General features: G+C 70.2%; 16 protein-coding genes and 1 pseudogene. 6 read left to right on the top strand and 11 right to left on the bottom strand.

The window, feature by feature from the left end; translation table 11 throughout:
* Positions 1-70: 70 nt before the first annotated feature.
* Together ACFZAX_RS22345 and ACFZAX_RS22340 are read right to left on the bottom strand one after the other, a co-directional pair.
* Positions 71-1,522, bottom strand: a complete 1,452-nt coding sequence (locus ACFZAX_RS22345; protein ID WP_390963663.1) for an MFS transporter — start codon at positions 1,520-1,522, stop codon at positions 71-73.
* Positions 1,515-1,961 (bottom strand): MarR family transcriptional regulator, encoded by a 447-nt coding sequence (locus ACFZAX_RS22340; protein WP_390963662.1) that lies wholly within the window; start codon positions 1,959-1,961, stop codon positions 1,515-1,517. Before ACFZAX_RS22340 ends, ACFZAX_RS22345 begins: the two co-directional genes overlap by 8 nt.
* Before the next feature lie 265 nt (positions 1,962-2,226).
* On the opposite strand from ACFZAX_RS22340, the gene ACFZAX_RS22335 reads away from it, so the two are divergent.
* The 3 genes from ACFZAX_RS22335 to ACFZAX_RS22325 all read left to right on the top strand — a co-directional run bounded on the left by ACFZAX_RS22335 (position 2,227) and on the right by ACFZAX_RS22325 (position 5,891).
* Positions 2,227-2,967: an alpha/beta fold hydrolase gene (locus tag ACFZAX_RS22335; protein ID WP_390963661.1), complete on the top strand. Its 741-nt coding sequence runs from the start codon at positions 2,227-2,229 to the stop codon at positions 2,965-2,967.
* Positions 2,968-3,352: 385 nt separating this feature from the next.
* Positions 3,353-4,948 carry an alkaline phosphatase D family protein gene (locus ACFZAX_RS22330; protein ID WP_390963660.1) on the top strand — a complete coding sequence of 532 codons (1,596 nt, stop codon included), beginning with the start codon at positions 3,353-3,355 and terminating at the stop codon, positions 4,946-4,948.
* Positions 4,949-4,958: 10 nt separating this feature from the next.
* Positions 4,959-5,891, top strand: a complete 933-nt coding sequence (locus ACFZAX_RS22325; protein ID WP_390963658.1) for a discoidin domain-containing protein — start codon at positions 4,959-4,961, stop codon at positions 5,889-5,891.
* A gap of 153 nt (positions 5,892-6,044) precedes the next feature.
* Here the strand turns inward: ACFZAX_RS22325 and ACFZAX_RS22320 are convergent, their stop codons facing one another.
* The 8 genes and pseudogenes from ACFZAX_RS22320 to ACFZAX_RS22285 form a co-directional block, all read right to left on the bottom strand.
* Complete coding sequence (locus tag ACFZAX_RS22320; RefSeq protein WP_390963656.1) at positions 6,045-8,495, bottom strand: PA14 domain-containing protein; 2,451 nt, start codon at positions 8,493-8,495, stop codon at positions 6,045-6,047.
* 219 nt (positions 8,496-8,714) lie between these two features.
* Complete coding sequence (gene mmsB / locus ACFZAX_RS22315; RefSeq protein WP_390963654.1) at positions 8,715-9,959, bottom strand: multiple monosaccharide ABC transporter permease; 1,245 nt, start codon at positions 9,957-9,959, stop codon at positions 8,715-8,717.
* Positions 9,956-11,527, bottom strand: coding sequence for a multiple monosaccharide ABC transporter ATP-binding protein (mmsA, locus tag ACFZAX_RS22310; RefSeq protein WP_390963879.1), 1,572 nt, complete (start codon positions 11,525-11,527; stop codon positions 9,956-9,958). Before mmsA ends, mmsB begins: the two co-directional genes overlap by 4 nt.
* 62 nt (positions 11,528-11,589) lie before the next feature.
* Complete coding sequence (gene chvE, locus ACFZAX_RS22305) at positions 11,590-12,699, bottom strand: multiple monosaccharide ABC transporter substrate-binding protein (protein WP_390963653.1); 1,110 nt, start codon at positions 12,697-12,699, stop codon at positions 11,590-11,592.
* Between the two features lie 751 nt (positions 12,700-13,450).
* Positions 13,451-13,624 carry a hypothetical protein gene (locus ACFZAX_RS22300; RefSeq protein ID WP_390963652.1) on the bottom strand — a complete coding sequence of 58 codons (174 nt, stop codon included), beginning with the start codon at positions 13,622-13,624 and terminating at the stop codon, positions 13,451-13,453.
* A gap of 214 nt (positions 13,625-13,838) precedes the next feature.
* A pseudogene (locus tag ACFZAX_RS22295) lies at positions 13,839-14,063 on the bottom strand (hypothetical protein); the annotation flags it as partial.
* Positions 14,045-14,380: an SUKH-4 family immunity protein gene (locus ACFZAX_RS22290; RefSeq protein ID WP_390963651.1), complete on the bottom strand. Its 336-nt coding sequence runs from the start codon at positions 14,378-14,380 to the stop codon at positions 14,045-14,047. The gene ACFZAX_RS22290 and the pseudogene ACFZAX_RS22295, both read right to left, overlap by 19 nt.
* A 105-nt stretch (positions 14,381-14,485) precedes the next feature.
* Positions 14,486-14,938 carry a nuclear transport factor 2 family protein gene (locus ACFZAX_RS22285; RefSeq protein WP_390963650.1) on the bottom strand — a complete coding sequence of 151 codons (453 nt, stop codon included), beginning with the start codon at positions 14,936-14,938 and terminating at the stop codon, positions 14,486-14,488.
* Between the two features lie 243 nt (positions 14,939-15,181).
* Here ACFZAX_RS22285 and ACFZAX_RS22280 point away from each other — a divergent pair, with 243 nt between their 5' ends.
* Complete coding sequence (locus ACFZAX_RS22280) at positions 15,182-18,262, top strand: BTAD domain-containing putative transcriptional regulator (protein WP_390963878.1); 3,081 nt, start codon at positions 15,182-15,184, stop codon at positions 18,260-18,262.
* Between the two features lie 287 nt (positions 18,263-18,549).
* Here ACFZAX_RS22280 and ACFZAX_RS22275 read toward each other — a convergent pair whose 3' ends face one another.
* Positions 18,550-18,762, bottom strand: coding sequence for a hypothetical protein (locus ACFZAX_RS22275; RefSeq protein ID WP_390963648.1), 213 nt, complete (start codon positions 18,760-18,762; stop codon positions 18,550-18,552).
* Between the two features lie 349 nt (positions 18,763-19,111).
* Between ACFZAX_RS22275 and ACFZAX_RS22270 the strand changes: the two genes are divergently transcribed.
* Both ACFZAX_RS22270 and ACFZAX_RS22265 read left to right on the top strand, forming a co-directional pair.
* On the top strand, positions 19,112-20,443 hold the full coding sequence (locus ACFZAX_RS22270) for a helix-turn-helix domain-containing protein (RefSeq protein WP_390963646.1): 1,332 nt from the start codon (positions 19,112-19,114) through the stop codon (positions 20,441-20,443).
* Between the two features lie 222 nt (positions 20,444-20,665).
* Positions 20,666-23,022: AMP-binding protein (locus ACFZAX_RS22265; RefSeq protein WP_390963645.1), on the top strand; the 2,357-nt coding region annotated here is incomplete at its 3' end.

The following is a 23,022-nucleotide window of genomic DNA, read 5'->3' as shown; positions in this document are numbered from 1 at the left end:
GTGGTGTGCCCGCATCCGGCACGGCGCACCACCGGTTCCCCGGCCCGGGGCACTGCTTCGCGCCGCCGGCCTACTTCCCTGTCCGGGCGGTGTCCGTGGCCGCGGCGGCCTTGCCGAGAGTGCGGTCGCAGACGGTCAGCAGGAGGTAGACCACCCCGGCACCGAGCATCACCCGGGCGAGCTGGTGCATGCCGCCGGTGCCGGCGTGTTCCCCGAAGGACGCGGCGGTCGCGGAGGAGGCGACCATCGAGCCGATGTAGGCGAAGGTGCGCAGCAGACCGGCCGAGGAGGCGGTGCGCTCGGGATCGGCCTGGAAGTAGACGGAGTTCTGCAGGGCCAGGTTGTTCAGCCCCTGCGGGACGCCGAAGATCAGGGCGACCAGGAGCAGCAGCCACACGGGGCTGGTCCCGGAGAGCGTCAGGATCAGCAGGCAGGCGACGATCTGCCCGGCGGCGCCGACGACCAGTTTGCCGCGCACGCTCTTGCGCCGCCCGGTGACCACGGAGATGCCGATCGCCATCAGGAACATGGGGATCTGCACCAGCCCGGCGTGGAAGGGCGACAGCCCGTAGCCCTCCTCGGTCCACTGGCTGAAACCGTAGAGGAAGGCGTACGCGACGACGTACGCGACGAGCGCGCGCGCGTAGGTGGCCAGCAGCGGGGTGTTGCCGCCGAGCACCCGCAGGTCGATGAAGGGGGTGGCGGTGCGCAGTTCGCGTACGGCGAAGGCGGCTCCGGCGGCGGCGACGATCAGCAGCAGGTACCAGTTGCGCAGGTGCAGGTTCATCAGGAAGAGCAGCAGCGAGGTGAGCGTCGCGGCGAACAGCCCCATGCCGGGCAGGTCGATCCGGGCGGCCACGCTCCCCCGCCGCGGGGACCCGCCCGTGGCCGGCTCGTCCCCCCGGTCGCCTGTGGCGCCGGCCTTGGGCAGTCGCCAGAGCCCCAGCAGTACGGCCGCGACGGCCAGCGGGATGTTCAGCGCGAAGGTCGCACGCCATCCACCCACTCCGATCAGCAGTCCGCCGAGCAGCGGTCCGATGACGGCGACGGTCTGGTTGGCGACCGCGAGGGCGGTCAGTACCCCACCGGGGTTGTCCTGTCCGGTGCGCTTGCCCTCGCTGCGCAGCAGTGCCATCGCGGCGGGGTACCCGGCGCAGGTGCCGAATCCGAGCAGGACCCGGGAGGCGATCAGTACGCCGAGGTTCGGCGCCAGGGTGCCGACGACGCCGGCGACGCCGACGAGGCTCGTGCTGACCAGGAAGAGCCTGCGCGGCCCGAAGATGTCGATGAGCCGGCCCACGACGGGCTGCCCGAGTGCCGTGGCCAGGTAGAGGGCGGAGACCAGCCACGCCGTCTGCGAGGCCGGGGCGCCCAGGGCCTTGGCGATGGGGACGAGCGCGACGGAGATGATCGTCGAGTTGACCGGGTTCAGGACGGAGCCGAGCATCATGGGCGGCAGCAGCCGCCGGTCGAACGCCGGTTTGTCCCTCCCGGCTATGGATTGCGTCTTGGCGTCAGTCATGGGTCAGCCGCTCCAGTACGGCCAGGGCGGCGATCACTGCCTGGCGTTCTTGTTCCGTGCACCTGTCCTGCAACCGTTCGGCCAGCCACTCCGTACGGATCTGCCGGCCTTCCTCCACCCGCCGCCTGCCCTCAGGAGTCAGCGCGATCAGCAGGCGCCGCCCGTCCGACGGGTCGGGGCGCCGCACCACGAGCTCCCTCGCGGCGAGTGCCGCGACGGTGGCCGTCATCGACTGGTGGCGCACGCCTTCCGCGGCGGCGAGCTCGGTCGCGGTGACACCTTCCTCACCGGCCAGCCGGGCCAGGACCGACGACTGCCCGAGGGTGAGGTCCTCGACGGCGGAGGCGTTCAGGATGCGACGCCGCAGCCGGCTGATGACCGCGCGGATCTCGTACGAAGCCTGGACCGCCGAGGGTGACGGGTGCGAGTTCTCGCTCATGCCCGCCACGGTAGCTTCTACAGTTTGGGCTGTACAGTTTCACCTGTATGATCCCGGCGCCACCTCATCCGCTGCCACCGCCACGACACGGTGAGGCACACGACGACGCCATGGCGCGCTCGCGCCGACGGGACCCACTCCCACAGCCCCCGGCAACGCGCCCCGCAGCGAACGCTGGCGATTTCACCGATGGCGGCCGGCTCCCGCTCCGAGACTCTGGTCCGGCCAGACACCGAGCCCCCCGCATTCTTGTCAGGAGCATTCCATGCGCCGTTCCCCCCGCCGCCTTCTCGGCGTTCTCGCCGCTGCCGCCGCCGCGTTCACCTTGTTCTCCTCGGCGTCGACCGCCGGCGCCGCCGACTCCGCGTCCGCGCCGGCCGCCTCCGTGAGCCGATCGGCCTCCGCACAGGTGCTGTCGACCAGCACCCCGGTGGTCTTCGTCCACGGGTACACCGGCAACGCTTCCAACTGGGTGACCGCCAAGAGCGTCTTCCAGCTCAACGGCTGGTCCGGCTCCAACCTGTTCGCCTACGAGTACGACTCGTACGGCAACAACATCACCAACGCGCAGGGCCTGGCCACCTTCGTCAACAACGTGAAGGCCCAGACCGGCGCGAGCAAGGTCGCCATCGTCAACCACTCGATGGGCGGCCTGGTCAGCCAGTACTACCTGAAGGTGCTGGGCGGCAACACCAGCGTCAGCCACCTCGCGTCGATCGCCGGCGCGAACCACGGGACGACGTACGCCGGCGCCTGCCTGATCTACACCACCTGCCAGCAGATGTACCCGGGCTCCTCGTTCATCTCCCAGCTCACCTCGGGCGACGAGACCCCCGGCACCACCAAGTACGCCACCTGGTACTCGGCGTGCGACGGCATCATCCTCCCGTACACCAGCACCAAGCTGGACGGCGCGACCAACAACAACGTGGCCTGCCAGACCCACATCGGGTACCTGACGGACACCGTCGTGCTCGGCCAGATCGCGAGGTTCGTCGCCTCCTGACCGCGAGCGGGCCGCCCCTCGCCCCGACGTGGCGCGAGCGGGCCGCCCACGCCACGGTCGACACGCATTCCGCCCCCGGCATCCCTGCCGCCGGGGGCGGCACGCGTGCACGGCCGGACCGCCCGCGTCCGGTACGGGACGGCCGTACGGAGAGTCCGGAAGCGGAGTTCGTGGCCCACCGGTTGCGCGTCCTTCATCGGGGGCGCCACGCGCGACCCTATAGTGCACGAGGGCCGACGCCCCCGCAGGCCGGGGTCCACGGGGGCGCGCCCGTGGCGCATCCCGCAAGACTGTCGGGTCCCTGACAATAAGGAGTCGGCTCATCGCCCGTCGACGGACTCCCGGCGGACGCCCCGTGTTCACGGCGCTCCGCTGTCGTGAAGAGGTGACTTCCAGACTCGCTCCACCTACGGCGCTCACGGCAGCCACACGCCGACGGTTCGTCACCGTCACCGCCGCCGCTGCCGCCCTCGCCCTCTCCGGCGCCCTCCCCAGCGCGGGTGAGGCCGCCGCCGCTCCCGCCGCCCGGCTCAAGGACGATCCCTTCAAACTGGGTGTCGCCTCCGGTGATCCGCTGCCCGACGGGGTCGTCCTGTGGACCCGGCTGGCTCCCGATCCCCTCGCCCCGTTCAGCGGAATGGACCGGCGGACCCACCCGGTGCAGTGGGAGGTCGCCTCCGACGAACGGTTCCGCAGGATCGTCCGGCGCGGAACCGCCCAACTGACCCCGGAGTTCAACCACACCGCCCATGTCGACGTCCGCGGCCTGGAGCCGTGGCGCGAGTACTTCTACCGGTTCCGCTGCGGCGGGTTCATCAGCCCCGTGGGGCGTACGAAGACCGCGCCCGCCGCCCATCAGCTCGTGCCCCGCCTCTCCCTGGCTTTCGCCTCCTGCCAGGCCATCTGGGAGGGCTGGTTCACCGCCCACCGCGACCTCGCGGCCCGCCGCCACGACGTGGTGCTGTTCCTCGGGGACTACATCTACGAGTTCGGCATCGACCGGGGTGTCCGGCCGGACGACGGCGACGAGCACCACACCCGCCAGGCGGTGACCCTGGACGACTACCGGCAGCGGTACGCCTACTACAAGCTCGACCCCGACCTCCAGGCCGCCCACCACTCCGCCCCGTGGATCGTCGTCTTCGACGACCACGAGGTGGTCAACAACTGGGCGAACCTCGCCGCCGACGGCTCCACGCCGGACGACCTGCTGATCCGCCGGGCCAACGGGTTCCGGGCGTACTGGGAGAACATGCCGCTGCGCGCGCCCCAGTTCCCGCAGGGCCCGGACATGCAGTTGTACCGGCGTCTCGGGTACGGGCGCCTCGCCGAGTTCTCGATGCTCGACACCCGCCAGTACCGCGACGACCAGGCGAACGGGGACGGGACCAAGGCCCCGAACGCGGCGACCGCCGACCCGGCGCGTTCCATCCTCGGCTTCCCGCAGGAGCGCTGGCTGCTCGACGGGCTGAGCGGTTCACGGGCACGCTGGAACATCCTGGGCCACCAGACGGCCATCACCCTGCTCGACACGGTGGCCGGACCGGACGTCGCCGTCCCCATGGACACCTGGGACGGGTACAGCGCCTCCCGCGACCGGCTGCTCGGCGGCATCGCGGACCGGGGGGTGCGCAACGTCGTCAGTCTCGCCGGCGACCTGCACCGCAGCGTCGCGAGCGATCTGGCGCTCGACTTCCACGACCCGGATTCCCGCGTCGTGGCGACCGAGTTCGTGGGCACCTCGATCGCCTCCGGCCTCGACGGCCAGGACCTCGATGCCACGGGACAGGTGCTCCTCTCCGAGAACCCGCACATGAAGTTCGGCAACTTCCAGCGAGGTTACGTCAGTTGCGAGATCACCCCGGACCTGTGGCTGGCCGACCACCGCGTGTGCGACCGGGTCACCGTGCCGGACGGCACCGTGAGCAGCAGGACCGTCCTCGCCGTCGAGAGCGGCGTCCCCGCCATCCAGCAGGTCTGAGGAGCGCGCCATGAAGACAGCCGTGAAGAGCGCCCGCACGGTCACCACCGTCGCCTTCGTCGCCATCACCGCGTCCACCCTCGCCACCGGCGGTTCGGCCCACGAGGCCCACGCCGCCATCCGCCCGCAGGCGGAGGCACCGGCCGCCGGGCAGACCTCCGCCAAGTCGTCCGCCGGCCCCGTGGTGCTCTCGGCCTCACCGACGAGCCTCACCGGTTCCGAACTCCCCTGCATGCCGACGAAGTTCAGCGTTTCCCTGACCAACACCGGTACGACGGCCCTGTTCGCCGACGCGACGCTGACCGCCGAGGCGCCGATCACCCTCTCGGACCAGGTGTTCTCGACCTATCTGCCGGTCGCCGACCCCGACCGTCCGGTGACCCGTTCGGTGGGCGTACGGGTACCGCCGGGCACGGCGCCCGGCACCTACGACCTGACCGCGGTCTCGGGCAGGCAGCGCGTCGTGGTCCCCCTCACGGTCCAGGCCCCGCCCGCGCCCGGTCCGGGCGTCGACCTGGCCTACGGCAGGGCGGTGACCGCCTCCTCGACCCACGGGAACTTCACCACCTGCGCCGCCGTGGACGGGGACAGCGACTATCTCCACTGGGGCTCGGGGTACGGCTGGAACGACGCCGACAAGGGCGTCTTCCCCGACTGGCTCGCGGTCGAGTGGCCGCAGCCGGTCGAGCTGGGACGGGTCGAGACCGTCACCTACGGCACACCGGCCCGCCCGGCGGCCGTCCAGGGCATCAAGGACTTCGACGTCCAGGTGCGGTCCGGGGGCGAGTGGCTGACCGTCGGGTCCTACCGGGGCAACACCCTCGACCGGATCGTCACCACCTTCGAACCGGTCACCACGGACGCGGTCCGGGTGTTCGTCCACGCCTCCAACAGCGCCGACTACTCGCGGATCCTCGAAGTGGAGGCGTACGCACCGGAGTAGGGCCTGCCCAGCGGCAACGCGCCTCGGTCCGGAGCGGGCGGAAGCGCTCCGGACCGAGGGGGCCGTCCCGTCAGCGACCGCGCCGGACCACGATGTCGCCGAGGCGGAAGTGGCTCCAGGTGGCGCGGAAGGCGAAGTACCCCGCCGCGGGTTCTACACGGCGCGGCCCCGGGCTCCGGCGACGTACGCCGTCGCGAGTGCGGAGCCGTCGGCGAGGATGCCGGTGATCCGGAAGTGCGAGGTCTCACCGAGCGGCAGGGGTACGTAGCCCAGGTATTCGGCGCCCTTACCGCTCGCCATGACGGTCCGGACCGGGGTGTAGGCGGAGGTGACCGGGTTCCAGACGTCCACGTGATAGGCCGTGACACCGGCGCACACCGCCTCGTCGGAGCACGTCCATCGCACGGCAGCGGGGCTCTCGCCCACCTTCTCCGGGTCGATGATCGTGATCGGCCCGGGGATCGCCGCGCGCGCTTCGTCGGGCCGGGTGTCGAGTTCGGTGGCCGTGATCGTCGGCGCCGAGGCCACCGGCAGATGGTTCTGCCACTCGTCGGAGGTCATGACGAGGAAGGTGACCGTCTCGCCATCGGCGGGCCCGACGCAGAGCATCGTGTTCGGCAGGTCGCCGGGCTGCGCGGCGTCGTGGCATCCCGTGCTGTCGTAGTGGACGGTTCCGTCCAGGCCCTGAACCACGCGTGCGGCCGTGAATCGCACGCCGCTCTCGGCGGGTGCGTCCCAGCTCAGCAGGGTTCCGTTGACGGCGGGTGCGGAAGTCAGGCCGGTGACCGGAGCGGGCGGCACGCTGTCGGGAGTCACCGAGTCCGGCGCGGACATCGGCGACGTGTTGCCCGCCGCGTCGGTCACCGTGACCGCGTAGGTATAGGTGGTGCCGTCGAAGACCCGCGTGTCGTCCACGTACACGTAGACGGCGGAGGTCGTCGGCGAGGAGGTCGTGGCGATGAGTTCAGGAGTGTCGCCGAGGGTGTCGCCCGTGGAGCGGTAGACCCGGAGGGTGCCGCCGTTGCGCAGTTCGTCCTCGGTCGAGGCATCCCAATTGATTTTCAGGGAGTGCGGGGTGTTGTCCAGGTGCGACACATGGACCACGGGAGTCTTCGGGGTGACGGTGTCGACCGGGGTGATCTTGACGAGGGGGTCGTTTGCGGAAAGGTTGCCGCTGCGGTCGGTCACGGCCACGTAGAAGCCGATGGGCTTGCCGTTGCGGGGAAGCCCGGTCGCGGTCCAGGTGGTCTTGTCGGTGAGCACCATGACCATGTAGTCGCCCGATGCGGTCTCCCGGTAGACCCGGTAGTAGGCGAGGTCCATCTCCTTGTTGGGTGCCCAGGAGACGGTGGCGGAGTCGGTGGCCCCGTCGTACCTGACCTTGACACCGGTGGGGGCCAGTGGGGCGACCTTGTCCACGGCAGGGTCGGTACGGGGCGTGTAGGCGAACTTGGCGGCGGCGGCACCGGTCCAGTTCACGTAGTCGATCCGCAGGGTGTGCGTGCCCTTCGGAACCGTGAGGTTGACCGTCTTGGAGACGGTGGCGGACCCGTTCTTCCACAGGTCGATCTTGCGCACCCCGTCCAGGTACACCCGGATGCCGTCCTGACCCGACGCGGCGAACGCGAACGGACCCCCGGAACCGAAATCACGGGTCACCTGCCAGCGCACACCGAAGTTGTCCGCACCCACACCCGAGACCCCGGGCGACTTGGTGCCCCAGTTCTCATTGACCGAAGCATCCGTGTCCGTGCTCCTGGGCGTACCGGTGAAGGTGGTGTTCGCGAAGAACTGGCGCAGGAAGACCGGGTTCTGCGTGACCGAGACGTCGGCCGTTCCCGCCGACAGGTTGCCGGACTTGTCGGCTGCGCGGATCTCGTAGAGGTGGGTGGCCGTTCCCGCCGTCGTGTCGGTGAAGGACGTCCCGGTGACCGTGGCGACGGGACTGCCGAAGGAGGTCTGCCCCGCGGCGCGACGATAGACGCGGTAGCCGGCGAGGTCCATCTCCTTGTTCGCCGACCACCGCAGGAAGTTCCGTCCGGTGCCGGCGTCCCTCGCTATGGACGGTCCCCCCGGCGCGAGCGGGGCGACGCGGTCCGGAGCCGCCCCGGAACGCGGTGTGTAGGCGAACTTGGCGGCGGCGGCACCGGTCCAGTTCACGTAGTCGATCCGCAGGGTGTGCGTGCCCTTCGGAACCGTGAGGTTGACCGTCTTGGAGACGGTGGCGGACCCGTTCTTCCACAGGTCGATCTTGCGCACCCCGTCCAGGTACACCCGGATGCCGTCCTGACCCGACGCGGCGAACGCGAACGGACCCCCGGAACCGAAATCACGGGTCACCTGCCAGCGCACACCGAAGTTGTCCGCACCCACACCCGAGACCCCGGGCGACTTCGTGCCCCAGTTCTCATTGACCGAAGCGTCGCAGTCGGTGCGTTTCGCCGCGCCCGAGAAGCCGGTGTTCGCGAAGAACTGCCGGGTGAAGGTGTTCGTCGCACATGTTGCCGCCGAAGCCGACGTGGTGGCGAACGCCACCAGACCTCCCGTCAACGTGACCACCACCGCGGTCGCGGCGGCCAGACGGGATCTGCCGACACTGATCACTGAATTCCCTTCGATGCCCCGATGGCTGCCGCTCGGACAGCCTTACGCGACGTTTGATCAATGAGTGTCGCCTGTGGTTGTACGACCGAGCGCTCGTTCATCGACGCGCCAACTCCGGTTCGCGAAATATTAGTTCGGCATTCTGGACACGCCGGACTCCGTGACACGGCTGTGCCCGCCGGCGAACCAGCCGGCGGGCACAGCCGTGTCACAGCGGGATCAGGCCCCCGCCCTCCGCTTGTTCCACACGTCGAAGCCGACCGCCGCCAGCAGCACGAGGCCCTTGATGACCTGCTGCCAGTCGGTCCCCACCCCGACCAGGTTCATGCCGTTGTTCAGCACGCCGAGGACCAGGCCGCCGATGATGGCTCCCAGTACGGTGCCGACGCCACCGCTCATCGACGCACCGCCGATGAACGCCGCCGCGATGGCCTCGAGTTCGAAGTTCACGCCGGCCTTCGGCGAGGCCGCGTTGAAGCGCGCCGCGAAGACGAGGCCGGCGAGCGCCGCGAGCATCCCCATGTTGAGGAACACCGCGAAGGTCACCTTCTTGTCCCTGACCCCGGACAGCTTCGCGGCGGGCAGGTTCCCGCCGATGGCGTACACATGGCGTCCGATCACGGCGTTGCGCATCACGTATCCGAAGCCGACCAGCAGCACGGCCAGGATCAGCAGCACCACGGGCGCGCCCTTGTAGCTGGCGAGCAGCAGGGTCGTGACCAGGACCGCGGCGACCAGCGCCGTCGTCTTCAGCACGAACAGGCCCGTGGGGAGCGTCTCCAGGGTGAACTCGCGCTGGCGCCGGCGGTCGCGTACCTCCTGGAGCACCACGTACGCGGCCAGACCCAGCCCCAACAGCAGGGTGATGTTGTGGTAGTTGGTCTCCGGGCCCACCTCGGGGAGGAACCCGTTGGCGGCCTTCTGCAGCCCTTCGGGGAACGGGCCGAGCGTCTGGCCCTTGAGGAAGATCTCCGTGAGTCCGCGGAAGAGCAGCATGCCCGCGAGGGTCACGATGAACGACGGAATGCCGACGTAGGCGATGAAGAAGCCCTGGAGCGCGCCGGCGGCGGCCCCCAGCAGCAGGGTGAGCACCACCGCGACGGGCCAGGAGACGTGGTGCTCGACCATGAGCACGGCCCCGATGCCGCCCACCAGGGCCATCAAGGAGCCCACCGACAGGTCGATGTGCCCGGCGATGATGACGATCATCATGCCGATGGCCAGGATGAGGATGTAGCTGTTCTGCAGCACCAGGTTGGAGACGTTGCGCGGCAGCAGGAGGTCGCCGCCCGTCCAGATCTCGAACAGGAGCACGATCAGGCCGAGGGCGAAGAGCATCCCGTACTGGCGCATGTTGCGCCGTACGCCGTCCAGGAGGACCCGGCCCGTCGATCCCGCGGTGGGCCGGGTGCCGCCGCCCGGTGGTGCCTGCGTGGTCGTGTTCGTGCTGACGTCGGCGCTCATGCCTGGTGTCCTTCGCTGGGGGTGGCACCTGCCGTGACTGCCGGTGGTGCGGGGGTGTCCCGGGTCATGTGCCGCATCAGCACTTCCTGGGTGGCGTCCTCGCGGGACACCTCGCCGGTCAGCCGCCCGGCGGCCATGGTGTAGATGCGGTCGCACATGCCGAGCAGCTCGGGCAGCTCGGAGGAGATGAAGAGGATCGCCTTGCCCTCGGCGGCAAGCCGGTTGATCACGGTGTAGATCTCGAACTTCGCTCCGACGTCGACCCCGCGGGTGGGCTCGTCGAGGATCAGTACGTCCGGCCCGGCGAGGATCCACTTGCTGAGAACGACCTTCTGCTGGTTGCCGCCGGAGAGCCGGCCGACCGGTTCGAGGACGTTCGGCGCCTTGATGTTCATGGTCCGCCGGTAGCGCTCGGCGACCTTGCGCTCCTCGTGCGCGTCCACGACGCCCCGCCGGGCGAGGGAACCGAGAGAGGCGAGCGAGATGTTCCGGCTCACCGTGTCCCCGAGGTCGAGGCCGTAGTGCTTGCGGTCCTCGGTGACGTACGCGATGCCGCCCGCGACCGCCTCGGGAACCGTCCGCGTCCGCACCTCGCGGCCGTCCCTCAGGACGGAGCCGTGCTCGTAGTGGCCGTAGGAGCGGCCGAACACGCTCATCGCCAGCTCGGTCCGGCCCGCGCCCATGAGCCCGGCGATGCCGACGATCTCCCCGCGGCGGACTCTGAGCGAGACTCCGTCGACCACCTTGCGGCTGCGGTCGAGGGGGTGGCGCACGGTCCAGTCGCGGACCTCCAGGGCCGGTTCGGTGTCGGCCGCACCCTCGTAGGGCGTGCGGTCGGGGAAACGGCTGTCGAGGTCCCGTCCCACCATGCCGCGGATGATGCGTTCCTCGGTCGTGGCCGGGTCCCTCACGTCCAGGGTCTCGATGGAGCGCCCGTCGCGCAGGATGGTGACGGAGTCGGCGATCTTGGCGATCTCGTTCAGCTTGTGCGAGATGATGATCGAGGTGATGCCCTGCCCCTTCAACTCCCCCATCAGCCGCAGGAGTTCGGCGCTGTCCTCGTCGTTGAGCGCGGCGGTGGGTTCGTCGAGGATCAGCAGCCGTACGTCCTTCGCCAGAGCCTTCGCGATCTCCACGAGCTGCTGCTTGCCGACCCCGATGTCGGCGACCCGGGTCTCGGGGTGTTCGTCGAGTCCGACCCGCTTGAGCAGGGCGGAAGCGCGGCGCAGCGCCTCACGCCAGTCGATGATGCCCCGCCGGGACGGTTCGTTGCCGAGGAAGATGTTCTCGGCGATCGACAGGTAGGGAACCAGTGCGAGTTCCTGGTGGATGATGACGATGCCGCGCCGTTCGCTGGCCCGGATGTCCTTGAAGCGGCACGGCTCGCCGTCGAAGACGATCTCACCCTCGTAGGTGCCGTGCGGGTGGACGCCGGACAGCACCTTCATGAGCGTCGACTTGCCGGCGCCGTTCTCGCCGCACAGGGCGTGCACCTCGCCGTGCGCCACGGAGAGGGTCACCTCCGACAGCGCCCTGACCCCGGGGAAGGTCTTGACGATGGACCGCATCTCCAGGACGGGTCCGCTCGGGGTCGGGGCGGGCGCCTCGGAGGGGTGGGCAGCGGCGGGGCTCACCCCAGCTCCTTGGCGTCGATGTAGCCGGAGTCGACCAGGACCTTCTGGTAGTTCGACTTGTCGACGCTGATCGGGTCGAGCAGGTAGGCCGGCACGACCTTCTTGCCGTTGTCGTACGTGGTGTCGTCGTTGGTCTCCGGCTTCTTCCCGTCGAGGACGGCGGACACCATGTCGGCGGCGACCTTGGCGAGGGCCCTCGTGTCCTTGTAGACGGTCTGGGTCTGCTCGCCGGCGATGATCGACTTCACGGAGGCGACCTCCGCGTCCTGGCCGGTGACGATCGGCAGCGGCTTGGCGGTGCTTCCGTAGTCGTCGGACTTCAGGGCGGACAGGATACCGATGGAGATGCCGTCGTACGGGGAGAGCACGGCGTCCACCCGGGCGGTGGAGTAGGCGGAGGTCAGCAGGTCGTCCATGCGCTTCTGAGCCGTCCCTCCGTCCCAGCGCAGTGTGGTGACCTGATTGAGCTGCGTCTGCTTGGAACGGACGACCAGCTGCTTCTTGTCGAAGTAGGGCTTGAGCACCTTCATGGCGCCGTTGAAGAAGTACTTGGTGTTGTTGTCGTCGTTGGATCCGGCGAACAGCTCGATGTTGAAGGGGCCCTTCTTCGCGCCGTCCTTCAGACCCAGCTTGTCCACGATGTACGTGGCCTGGAGCTCGCCGACCTTCTCGTTGTCGAAGGAGGCGTAGTAGTCGACGTGGTCGGAGCCCAGGATGAGCCGGTCGTAGGAGATGACCGGAATGTCGGCGTCGGCCGCCTGCTGCAGGACATTGGAGAGCGCCTCGCCGTTGATGGCGGCCACGACGAGGGCGTCGACACCCTGGGTGATCATGTTCTCGATCTGTGCGACCTGCTGGTCGGGGTCGTCCTCGCCGTACTGCAGCGTCGTGGCGAAGCCGGCCTTCTTCAGACTCGTGGTCATGTTCTTGCCATCGGCGATCCACCTCTCGGAGGACTTGGTGGGCATGGCGATGCCGATGGTCAGGTCCTTCTTGTCCTTCGACTCCTCGCTGCCCCCCTCGCCGCTCTGCCCGCAAGCGGTCAGGAGCAGGGCACAACCGGTGGTCACGGCCAGCAGGGCGTATGCGGAGCGGAGTTTCGTCATGGGCGTTACCTGGCATTCCCGTCGTCGAGGCGGCTCGGTCCGGAACGGCCTCGGCGACAGCAAGCGTGCTCGCGCCACTGGACGGCGTCGTCCCGGCTTGGCGGCCGAGGTTCATCAGTCCCGGCAGAGCTCGATTGTTAGCGCTCACAACAGGGTCGTACAAGAGGCGTTGGGGTTTTTCTCGCGTCGATACACAGCCGTAAGCAGAGAGGGGGGAGGCAAACCGGCGCATCCCGCAGAAAGCGTGCGCCCGCCGACGGCCGATGGGCGCACCGAAGCGACGGCGCACCCCGGTGGACCGTCACCGGATGCGCCTGGCACCTCGAAGTACAGTGGGATGCGGGGGACATGCACAGGAACCCGCCGAACGCCTGCTCCGCCGGGCCGACTTCGCTCCCGCCGTGGCCGCCCGGTGCGGTCACGAACCAACCAACCACCCTCGGAACCGTGTTCGCGGCCGTGCTCCACCATCAGCCGCGCGAGCAGGTGCTCGGCGCACGCGTACCCTCGGGCGCTCCGCGGCTGACGAACCGAAGCGGGACTCCACGAGCGGCCCGTACCCCGGCTCGCCGGGACCCGTCTCTCACCCGGCGCGTGCCGCCGATCGTGCATGCGCCCGCCCATGAGCGCGGTCCGTTCCGGCCGACCGGTATCTGCTGATCACTGCGCTCGCAGCCCTCGCGGGCCCGTTCCCCGTGACCAGGAGGGCGCTCGTGACCGCGCCCGTCCCTCCTGGCCGCGCCGGCGGCGGTCAGTCCGTACGCTCACCCTCGGCCTGTGAGGGCTCCGTCCTGGCCGCCATCGGATGAACAGCGTCTTTGGAACGGGCCGCCTTCCCGGACTCGTCGCGCTCGCCCTCCGCCTGGGAAGGGGTGTCTTCGTAGAGACCGTGCTCATCGCTCTTGCCCTTTTCCGTGTTTCCCACGGCCCTTCCTCCTTGGCTCGGCTCCCCTCCATCCTCCCCCAGCATCGGGGAGCCCGCACGGAGGAGGCCCGACCAGGAGTCGGGTGCCGAGCGCCTCGGACGGCAGCACCCGTGGGAACAGGTCCGACGTGGCTCGGGCGGCGCCCGGAGCGACATTCGAGGGCGAGGAAGGCGAAGGAACTCGTTCAGGAAAAGAATGGAGAAGGAAGCCCCTTCATGGCCTCGCCGCGGGGCACGCCGGCACTCGGCCCGGGATCAGGTCGCGCAGATTTCCGAGCGTGATGACCTGGGAGTCCGGGTGCAGACCTGCGGGGCGTTGGAGGCCGATGTACGTCAGAGGTCCGTCCGGGACCGGCCCGCCGTCCCACAGGTCCACGACCGTGGTGCCGCCGGACATCAAGTCGGTCAGGTACCCCACCGTCAACTGCTCGCGCCCCACGCGCGGGCCGGCCGCATCACATCGGTGAGGGTGTCGGGGAGGAGGGCCGCGCCGACGCAGCCGAAGACCATCCACCCTCCGCACCCGGGCGGGGCCTCGTACGTGCCGGGCTCGATCCGTTCGGCCACGAGCGGAAACCGGCCCGAATCGTTGCGCTTCTGCGGCTGGAACACTCCCGTCGGGATGCCGACCGAGGTCAGCAGCCGGGCTGCCGGAGAACTCCCGGCCGCGGGCCCCAGAGAACCGGACGGCGCCACGAAGACGGCTTCCTCGCCCAGGGACGCGACCAGTTCTTCTCGTGAAAGCGCGAACAGCATCGAACCCTTGTCAGTCTCCCGTCCTTGCCCGGCCGTCCCGCCGAAGGCTCCGGCCCACACATCGTGGAACCCGTGCCCCGCACGACGAACCGGCTGATCGCGGTGTCAGCGGGAGGGCGGCGGGAACCCGGCCGGTCTCCACGACTTCGCCCCAGTGCCTCCCGGCTCCGCGTGGTAGTAGCGCGTACAGGACTCGACCATGCCGTCGCCGGCGATTCGGAAGAAGTCCACGAAGCGCAGACTGACGTCCTCCTTGCCGGGGGTGATGCGGCGGCCCGCTGCGACAATGCTCCTGTCCCGGGCGACGACGCGGTCGATCTCGTGGCGGGTGTCGGACCCGTTGTGGTCACGATGGGCGCGCAGCACGGCGGTCCGTCCGCGGACCGTGGGAACGCCGGGCAGTTCCAGTTCGACGTGGTCGTGCAGCAGGGATGCGCACGCGTCGAGGTCACCGGCGTCGAGGTAGTCGTACACGAGGCGGACGTGGTCGGTACCGGCTGCGGTGACCAGGTCGACCACCGAATCGGGGGCTGCGCTCGTCCAGACGTCGGCGTGCATGGGACGCCTCCTTTCTCCTCCGCCACCCACTCTTCCGCAGTGCGCCAACCTTCCCTTATCGCGCCGCTATTCGCCGAGTGATCACGCTCGGCACGCGGAAGGATGGACAGACCGTGACGGTTGTGGAACCTTTGGGAAAGTTGATCCCGAGTTCAAGTCGCTTACGAGGTCGGAGGCTCGGTGACCGAGGGCACGCCGCACACGGTCGAGCATGTCCCCGGCGCGTCGCGGCCGCCCTTCCAGTTGCTGGGTCCGCTCCAGGTGCGGGGCAAGAACGGGCCCCTGCGGGTGCCACCCGGGCGGCAGGAGGTGATCCTGGCCGCGTTGTTGCTGGAGGCGAACCGGGTTGTCGGCACCAGCTATCTGGTGGATCTCATCTGGGAGGACAACCCTCCGGAGACCGCGCGCACCCAGGTGCAGATATGCGTGTCCCGGCTGCGGAAACTGCTGGCCGGAGCGGACAGCACGGTCTCGATCTCGACCCGGCCACCTGGTTATGTCCTCCAGGTCGACACCGGAGACGTCGACTCGCTCCTGTTCACCGGACTGGTCGCGATGGCTCGACGCCATCGTGACGAGGGCGAGCCGGAGAAGGCGGTCACGCTGCTGAAGTCGGCGGTGGCCCTCGGCCAAGGCGATTCGCTGACCGGGCTCGCAAGCGGACCACTCGCCAACAAGGCCCGCAAACTCGACGAGGAACGGCTGAGCGCCGTCGAACTGCGTCTGCAGATCGAATTGGAGCTGGGACGGCACGACCGGCTCGTGGGCGAGCTCCAACTGCTCACCCACGAGAACCCGTTGCGCGAGCGCCTGCGCGAGCAGCTGATGTGCGCCCTGTACTGGTCGGGGCGCCAGGCGGAGGCACTGGAGGCCTACCGCACGGGGCGCAGGATCCTCGACCAGGAACTGGGGCTGGCGCCGGGCAGGGAGCTGCGGCGGCTGGAAGCGGCGATCCTCGCGGGTGAACTGCCTCCGCCTGTACGGGCGATACGGCCCCGCGAAGAGGCGGCCGGGAGCCGTCCGGGTCCGGCACCGGCCTCCGATGCCGGGCCCGCGGGGGGCGGTAGTCCGGCAGGGTCCGGAAGACCCGGGCCGCACGGCGGTGACGCGTACGCCGCGGGCCGGAGCGGTGCCGGCGAGCCGCCCCGGGTCACCGTCCGGGACGACTCTCCCAATCCGGCCGAACCGCAGCCGCACGACGCCCGGCCGCAGCAACTCCCTGCTTCGACCTCTGACTTCGTCGCCGACGAGGCTCAGATCGCCGCTCTGGAGCAGGCATTGGCCAACGACCGGGACCGCAAGGCGGTAGGACTCGCGGTGATCACCGGCAAGCCGGGCACCGGCAAGTCCACGCTCGCCGTGAACGTCGCGCACCGGCTCGCGGAATCGGGGTTCCCGGACGGTCAGCTCTACTGCGACCTGCGCGGCACCGGCACACCGGCCACCGCGCTTGAGGTGCTGGGCCGCTTCCTGCGAGCGCTGGGCATCCCCGGTCAGCTCATACCGGACTCGCTGGACGAGCGGGCGGAGATGTACCGGACGCGGCTCGCCTCGCGCCGCCTTCTGGTGGTCCTGGACGACGCGGCCACCGAGAGCCAGGTGCAACCGCTGCTGCCCGGCAGCCGCGACTGCGCGGTCCTCGTCACCAGCCGGGCCAGGCTGACCGCACTGCCGGGCGCGCACCGCGTGGAGCTGGACGTCCTGGACGAGGACCGCGCACTGAGACTGCTGGCCAGCATCATCGGGCCGGAGCGGGTCGAGGGTGAGACGGCGTCCGCCAAGGCTCTGGTCCGTACCGTCGGACGGCTGCCGCTGGCCCTGCGGATCGCGGCGGCCCGGCTCGCCGCCCGCCCGCACTGGACGCTCGCCTCGATGGTGCTCAGGCTGGCCGACGAACGACACCGCCTGGACGAACTGGCCCACGGCGAGATGACGATGCGGGCCAGTCTTTCGCTCACGTACAACGGCCTGGCACCGCAGGACCGCGCGCTGCTGCGGATGCTGAGCATGTCCCGGACGCCGACGCTGCCGAGCTGGCTGGCCGGCGCTCTGCTGGAGGACGACCGTCCCGTACCGTCGGACCTGATGGAACCACTGGTGGACATGCAGATGCTGGACGTCGTCGGTGTGGAGCGCACCGGCGGCTACCGGTACCAGTTCCACGAGATCATCCGGGTCTACGCCCGCGAGCAACTGGCCTTGCATGACGCCCCGGAGACACAGCGGGCCGCGCTCACCCGCATGGCGGGCGGCTGGATGTACCTCGCGCAAGAGGCCCATCGCAAGGTCTACGGCGGTGACTTCACCGTGCTGCACGGCGACGCTCCGCGCTGGGTACCGCCCGAGTCCTGCACCAAGGAGTTGCTCGCCGACCCGCTGGCCTGGTTCGACGCGGAGCAGGCGGCCCTCTGCGGAATGGTGGAGCACGCCGCCGACGAGGGCCTGCACGACGTCAGCTGGAACCTGGCGACGACCCTGGTCACCTTGTTCGAAGTGCGCGGCCATTACGACCTGTGGGAGCGGACCCACGTGCGGGCGCTGGCGGCCGTACGCAAGGCGGGCAATCTGCGGGGAACCGCCGCCGTCCGCGCCTCGCTCGGCTCGTTGTACCTGAGCCGCAACGAGTTCGGCATGGCACGCCAGGCGCTGGGGTCGGCTCTCGACGTCTTCCAGGCACTGGACGAACCGCAGGGCGAGGCGCTGTGCCGCCGTGACATGGCCCTCATCGCACGGACGAGCGGCGAGGACGACACCGCCCTCGATCTGTACGAACGGGCCCTGGCCGACTTCGACCGTGCCGGAGACGTGGTGGGACGGGCGATCGTGCTCACGCAGAGCGCCCACATACGGATGCGCCGGGGTGACAAGGCCGCGGCCCAGGCGCAGTTGGACGAGGCCCTGGAGATCTACGACGGGGTCGGCTATGTGGGAGGCAGGGCACGGACCCTGCGCAGGGTGGGACAGCTGCTGCTGGAGCGCGGTGAGCTCGACCTCGCGGTGCTGACGTTCACGGAGGTCCTGGAGCTGTGCCGGGACTCCGGCGACGTGATCGGCGAAGGACATCTGCTGCGCGATCTGGGCCAGGCCTTCGTGCTGATGGAGCGGCCCGACCGGGCCAGGTACTTCTTCGACCGGGCCGTCGCGGCCCGGGAGCAGATCATGGACTTCAACGGTGGGGCTCTGGCACGCCTGGATCTGGCACGGCTGCTGGAGGACGAACCGGTGCGTCGCCGGGAGCTGCTGGCCCCTGCGTTGGGAGTGTTCAGGGACCGGGGCATGACGCGGGAACTGGCGGAGACGCGGCAGCTGCTCGGCGCCGGCTGAGTCGGGCGGGCGCGGAGGCGTCGCCGGTGCGACTGGGTTCGACACCGGCCTGAGATGTCACGGGCACGGGGGCGAGTTCCGCCGGTGCGCGGGCCGCGAGGCCGGGACCGGGCCGGTGACGGCGTCGGCAGGAGCCGGGACCGGATCGGAGTCGGCAGGAGCCGGGACCGGATCGGAGTCGGCAGGAGCCGGGACCGGATCGGAGTCGGCAGGAGCCGGGACCGGGAATCCGGCGGGCGCGGATCGGGTTTTGGGCCGGGGAGCAGGGGCGGGGCGCCCCGGGTCCGTCAGTCCCAGGGGTTGTTGTCCGTGGAGCTGCTGGGGCTGGGGGTGGGGGTCGGAGTGGCTGCGGTCGAGGTCGAGGTCTCGGTCGACCGGGTGCCGGTCCCGGACGTGTCGTCGGCCCAGCCCACCTGGACACCGATTCCGGTCACGACGACGACCGCGACGGTGGCGAAGGCGGCGCGGATGGTGTTGCGGGCAGTGGTGTTCTTCGACATCGGACTGTCCTCTCGTCGGTGTTCCGTTTCCTTCTGGACACCAAGTTAGGAATGACCGGATTCACCGCACCGGTCCCGGTCCTATCGCCCCGTTATCACGGCCCCACACCCCCTATCACCTGTGGCGCGTGCCGGTCCCGGAAGGGCATGGCAGCTTCTCGTCCGCGCCTCGCCGCTATCTCCGGGCGGGCCCGGCAGGCCGCGGACCGCGTTGGTCCCGCGATGCCCCCCGGATAGGGCGCGTGGGGAGGATTCCGGCAGAAGCAAGGCACGACAGCCGTCCCGCACAGCGCCCCGGCCCGCAGCCGCTTCCGGGGTTGGCTCTCCCCGACGAGCAGGAGTCCTTATCATGACGCTCACCCTCCCCCAGCAGGACAGCCCGGCGACCGCCCCGCTCGGTTCCCTGATACGCCGCCACCGCCTCCGCATCGGGCTGACGCAGCGGGAGCTGGCGGACCTCTCCACGATCAGCGTGCGCGCCATCCGGGACCTGGAAAAGGGGAAGGCCCAGCGGCCCAGAACGGAGACGGTGCGTCTGATCGCCGACGCGCTGAGACTCGGTCCGCGGTCGCGTACGGAGCTGGAGGCTGCGGCCAGAGGGGGCTCAAGGGCGGGCGACGCCGTCCGGCGTCTGTCCGTGGAGCGGGCGGCGCCGCCCGTACCGCTGTACCCGCAGGTTGGCCGGGAGGCGGAGACCGGCGTGGTCGTGGAGGAGTTGGGGTCGGGCGCCGAACGGCTGGTCACCGTGGTCGGACTGAGCGGCGTCGGCAAGACCCGGCTCGCGCTGGAGGCGGCTGCCCGCCTGCACGATGCCGGTCTGCCCGTGCTGTGGCACTCCGGTGACGGGGCCGCCGCCGACTGCCTCGGGGCCGGCGAAGACCCGCTCCCCCGGCTGGCCGACGCGTGCGCGCGTTTCCTGGGGGGCGGCGGAGAAGCCGGAAACCTGCTGCCCGAGCTGGCGGATGTCGTCGAGGCCATCGGCGGACAGGGCACCGTGCTCGTCCTCGACGGCGTCGACACCGGCTCCCTCGACTTCGGCCGGTTGAGCCGTCTGCTGCGGGAGTTCCCCGGCCTGAGGTTGCTGATCACCGGAGAGCGGCCGTGGAACGTACCCGGTGAACGCCTCTTCCTGCTCTCCCCCTTGGAGGCGCCCGCGCCCACCGCCGGGTCCACGGACGCGGCGGCCGTCCGGTTCTTCCTCAGCCAGCTCCGCCGGGTGCGCCCCGACATCGTGCCGGACGAGCAGGCGCTCGCCGATGTCGCCTGGATCTGCCACCGCCTCGACGGCCATCCGGCCGCGCTCGAAGCCGCCGCCTCCTGGCTCGCCGTGTGCGATCTGTCCACCCTGCGCGACATCGTCGAATCGGACCCGGCCCCGCTCTTCGACCACCTCGCCGGAGACCCGCACGGCTCCCGCCTCCAGGAGCGGGTCGGTCGCACCCTTGCCGCGCTGTCCGACCCGTACCGGACGCTCGTCGGTGACCTGTGCCGCGCGGCCGGCGGGGAGTTCCTGCTCCAGGACGTCGTGCGGCTCACGGGACGCACACTGCCCGAGTGCGGCCGGCTGATCCGTGAACTGCTGATCAACGGCGTGATCCGGTCCAGCGCGGACAGCGGGCGGTCGGGGTTCCGCGTCCTGTGCGTGGTACGCGCGGCGGCCGACGCCACGGCTGCCGTCTGACTGCCGCAGCCCCCGCCGAACTGCTGGCCCTACCGCCGGAGCAACTGCCGCTCCGCACCGGGCTCCGGCGGTTGTATGGCTCTACCGGCCCGGCGCCGACGGACAGGCCGAGGACGGCCGGTCCGACCTCATCCTTCCGGCCCGTCGCCGGCCCCGCTCACGCTCCAGGCTCCGCACACCCAGGACCCGCTCGTCCCCACCGCGACCCACACAGGAGATCCCATGCCGTCCGACGCGACCGTCGCACCCGCTCCGGCCGTCCTCCGGCTGCCGCTCTCGGAAGCCCAGCGTGACATCTGGACGGCCCACGCGCTGGACCGCACCGGCCTGAAGTACAACGTCGGCGAGTGCCGGGACATCCTCGGCCCGGTCGACCCGGCGCTGATGGGAGCCGCTTGGCGCCGCCTCGTGGAAGAAGCGGACGTCATGCGCACCCTCCGCTTCGAGGACGACGGCGAATCCGTGTGGCAGCTGATCGACGCCGAACCGGGGGCCCGCTCCCTCCCGTTCACCGACGTGAGCGCCGAGGACGACCCGGAGCGGGCGGCCTGGAGCCTGGTGGACGCGGCGATAGGCGCCCCCTTCGACCTGACCCGTGAGTCCCCGGTCCGCTGCGCGCTGATCAAGCTGGCGGAGGACCGGTACTTCTACTTCTACGGTTTCCACCACCTGCTGGTCGACGGCGTGAGCGTTTCGATGCTGCTGAAGCGGCTGGTCGAGCTGTACGAAAAGGCGGTCGCCGGCGAGCCGTGGGACGATTCCCCGTTCGGCCGGCTGGCCGACCTCCACGCCGAGGACGCCGCTTGGCGGAGCTCGGCGGAGGCGGACGCCGAACGGGCAGCCTGGCACGAGCACTTGGCCGGTGCGCGGGAGACGCCGGACAGCCTGGTACGGGGCACCGGCCGCGCGGTTGCGGCCCGAGGCGCACTGCCCTTCGCCCGGCGCACGGTCCTGGTACCGGCGGCGGAGGCGGACCGGCTGCGGACCGTCGCACGCGCCGAGCGGGTCTCATGGCCGGTCCTGGTGATCGCCCTGTTCACGGTGTACCTGCACCGGGTCACGCCCCAGGACGAGCTGATGCTCGCGCTGCCGGTGACGGGCCGGACCACGAAGGCCGCCCGCAGTACGCCCGGCATGACCTCCAACGTCGTACCGTTGCGGCTGCGGGTGACCGCCGAGGAGACCCTCCGCACGCTGGTGCGGAGCGTGTCCGCCGAGGTCAAGCACGGTCTGCGCCACCAGCTGACGCGTTACGAGGGTCTTCGGCGGGACGCCCGGGTCCTCACCGGATCCCGCACGCTGACCGGGCCGGTGCTCAACATCATGGGCTTCAACGCCGACATGACGGTGTGCGGCCACCCCACGGTCAACCACAACGTGAGCAACGGCCCGGTGGACGACCTCAGTGTCGCGGTGTACGACCTGGGCGCGTCGGACGGCCTGCGGATCGACTTCGACACCCCGGCCGACGGCGTCGACCCGGACGCCGTCGCCGCCCACCAGGACCGCTTCGTCACCTTCCTCGCAACTGCCCTCGCTCCGGCCGAGGGGCGGGGGGAGCCGGCTGATCGCAGGGTCGCCGAACTGGAGGTGCTGTCGGGGGCGGAGCGGGAGCTGCTGCTCGGCCCGTGGGCCGGGCCGGTGGCCGACCGGGACGACGTCTCGCTCGTGGAACGGTTCGAGGCACAGGTCACGCGCGCACCGGAGGCCGTCGCGCTGATCGACGGCGAGCGGCGAATCACCTACGGAGAGCTCAACGCGTCCGCCAACCGCTGGGCCCACCACCTGCGTTCGCAGGGACTCCGCCGCGGCGACCTCGCCGGCATCCTCCTCGAACGCGACACCACCTTCGCCACCGCACTGATCGCCGTCCTCAAAACCGGCGCAGGCCACGTACTCCTCGACCCCGACTTCCCCGACGAACGCCTCCACACCGCCGCCACCGACGCCGGCATCACCCACCTCGTCACCCACACCGGACTCGCCCACCGCCTCCACGGCCCGTGGACCACCACCGTCGAAGGACCGGACGACGTCCGGGACCACTCACCGCAGAACCCCGGCCTGCCCATCCACGGCGACGACCTCGCCTGCGTGATGTTCACCTCCGGCTCCACCGGACGCCCCAAGGGCATCCTCTCCTCCCACCGCAACCTCGTCTCCACCCTCGTCGGACAGACCTACCTCCCCACCAGCCCCGACGAAGTCTTCCTCCAGTCCTCACCCATCTCCTGGGACGCCTTCAGCCTCGAATTCTGGGGGCCTCTCCTCCACGGCGCCCGCGTCGTCCTCCAGCCCGGCCAGAAACCCGAACCCGCACTCATCGCCGAACTCGCACAACAGCACAAGGTCAGCACCCTGCTGCTGTCGGCCACCCTCTTCAACTACCTCACCGACGAACACCCCGAGACCTTCACCACCGTCACCACCGCCTACACCGTCGGAGAAGCCGCCTCCCCCGCACACGTCCACCAACTCCAGCAGTCACACCCCGGCATCCACGTCATCAACGGCTACGGCCCCGCCGAAGCCATGATCTACGCCACCACCCACACCATCGAACCCACCACCCGACCCCA

It is taken from the genome of Streptomyces sp. NPDC008125 (assembly GCF_042957125.1).
Classification (GTDB): Bacteria; Actinomycetota; Actinomycetes; order Streptomycetales; family Streptomycetaceae; genus Streptomyces.
Note: the sequence above shows the minus strand (reverse complement) of the source record. Positions and strands in the feature narration are given on the sequence as shown.

Bases quoted from the DNA above. Each gene is read 5' to 3' on its own strand.
- ACFZAX_RS22345 (WP_390963663.1), bottom strand. From the start codon at position 1,522: ATGACTGACGCCAAGACGCAATCCATAGCCGGGAGGGACAAACCGGCG.
- ACFZAX_RS22340 (WP_390963662.1), bottom strand. From the start codon at position 1,961: ATGAGCGAGAACTCGCACCCGTCACCCTCGGCGGTCCAGGCTTCGTAC.
- ACFZAX_RS22335 (WP_390963661.1), top strand. From the start codon at position 2,227: ATGCGCCGTTCCCCCCGCCGCCTTCTCGGCGTTCTCGCCGCTGCCGCC.
- ACFZAX_RS22325 (WP_390963658.1), top strand. From the start codon at position 4,959: ATGAAGACAGCCGTGAAGAGCGCCCGCACGGTCACCACCGTCGCCTTC.
- mmsB (WP_390963654.1), bottom strand. From the start codon at position 9,959: ATGAGCGCCGACGTCAGCACGAACACGACCACGCAGGCACCACCGGGC.
- mmsA (WP_390963879.1), bottom strand. From the start codon at position 11,527: ATGCGGTCCATCGTCAAGACCTTCCCCGGGGTCAGGGCGCTGTCGGAG.
- chvE (WP_390963653.1), bottom strand. From the start codon at position 12,699: ATGACGAAACTCCGCTCCGCATACGCCCTGCTGGCCGTGACCACCGGT.
- ACFZAX_RS22290 (WP_390963651.1), bottom strand. From the start codon at position 14,380: ATGCTGTTCGCGCTTTCACGAGAAGAACTGGTCGCGTCCCTGGGCGAG.
- ACFZAX_RS22285 (WP_390963650.1), bottom strand. From the start codon at position 14,938: ATGCACGCCGACGTCTGGACGAGCGCAGCCCCCGATTCGGTGGTCGAC.
- ACFZAX_RS22275 (WP_390963648.1), bottom strand. From the start codon at position 18,762: ATGTCGAAGAACACCACTGCCCGCAACACCATCCGCGCCGCCTTCGCC.
- ACFZAX_RS22270 (WP_390963646.1), top strand. From the start codon at position 19,112: ATGACGCTCACCCTCCCCCAGCAGGACAGCCCGGCGACCGCCCCGCTC.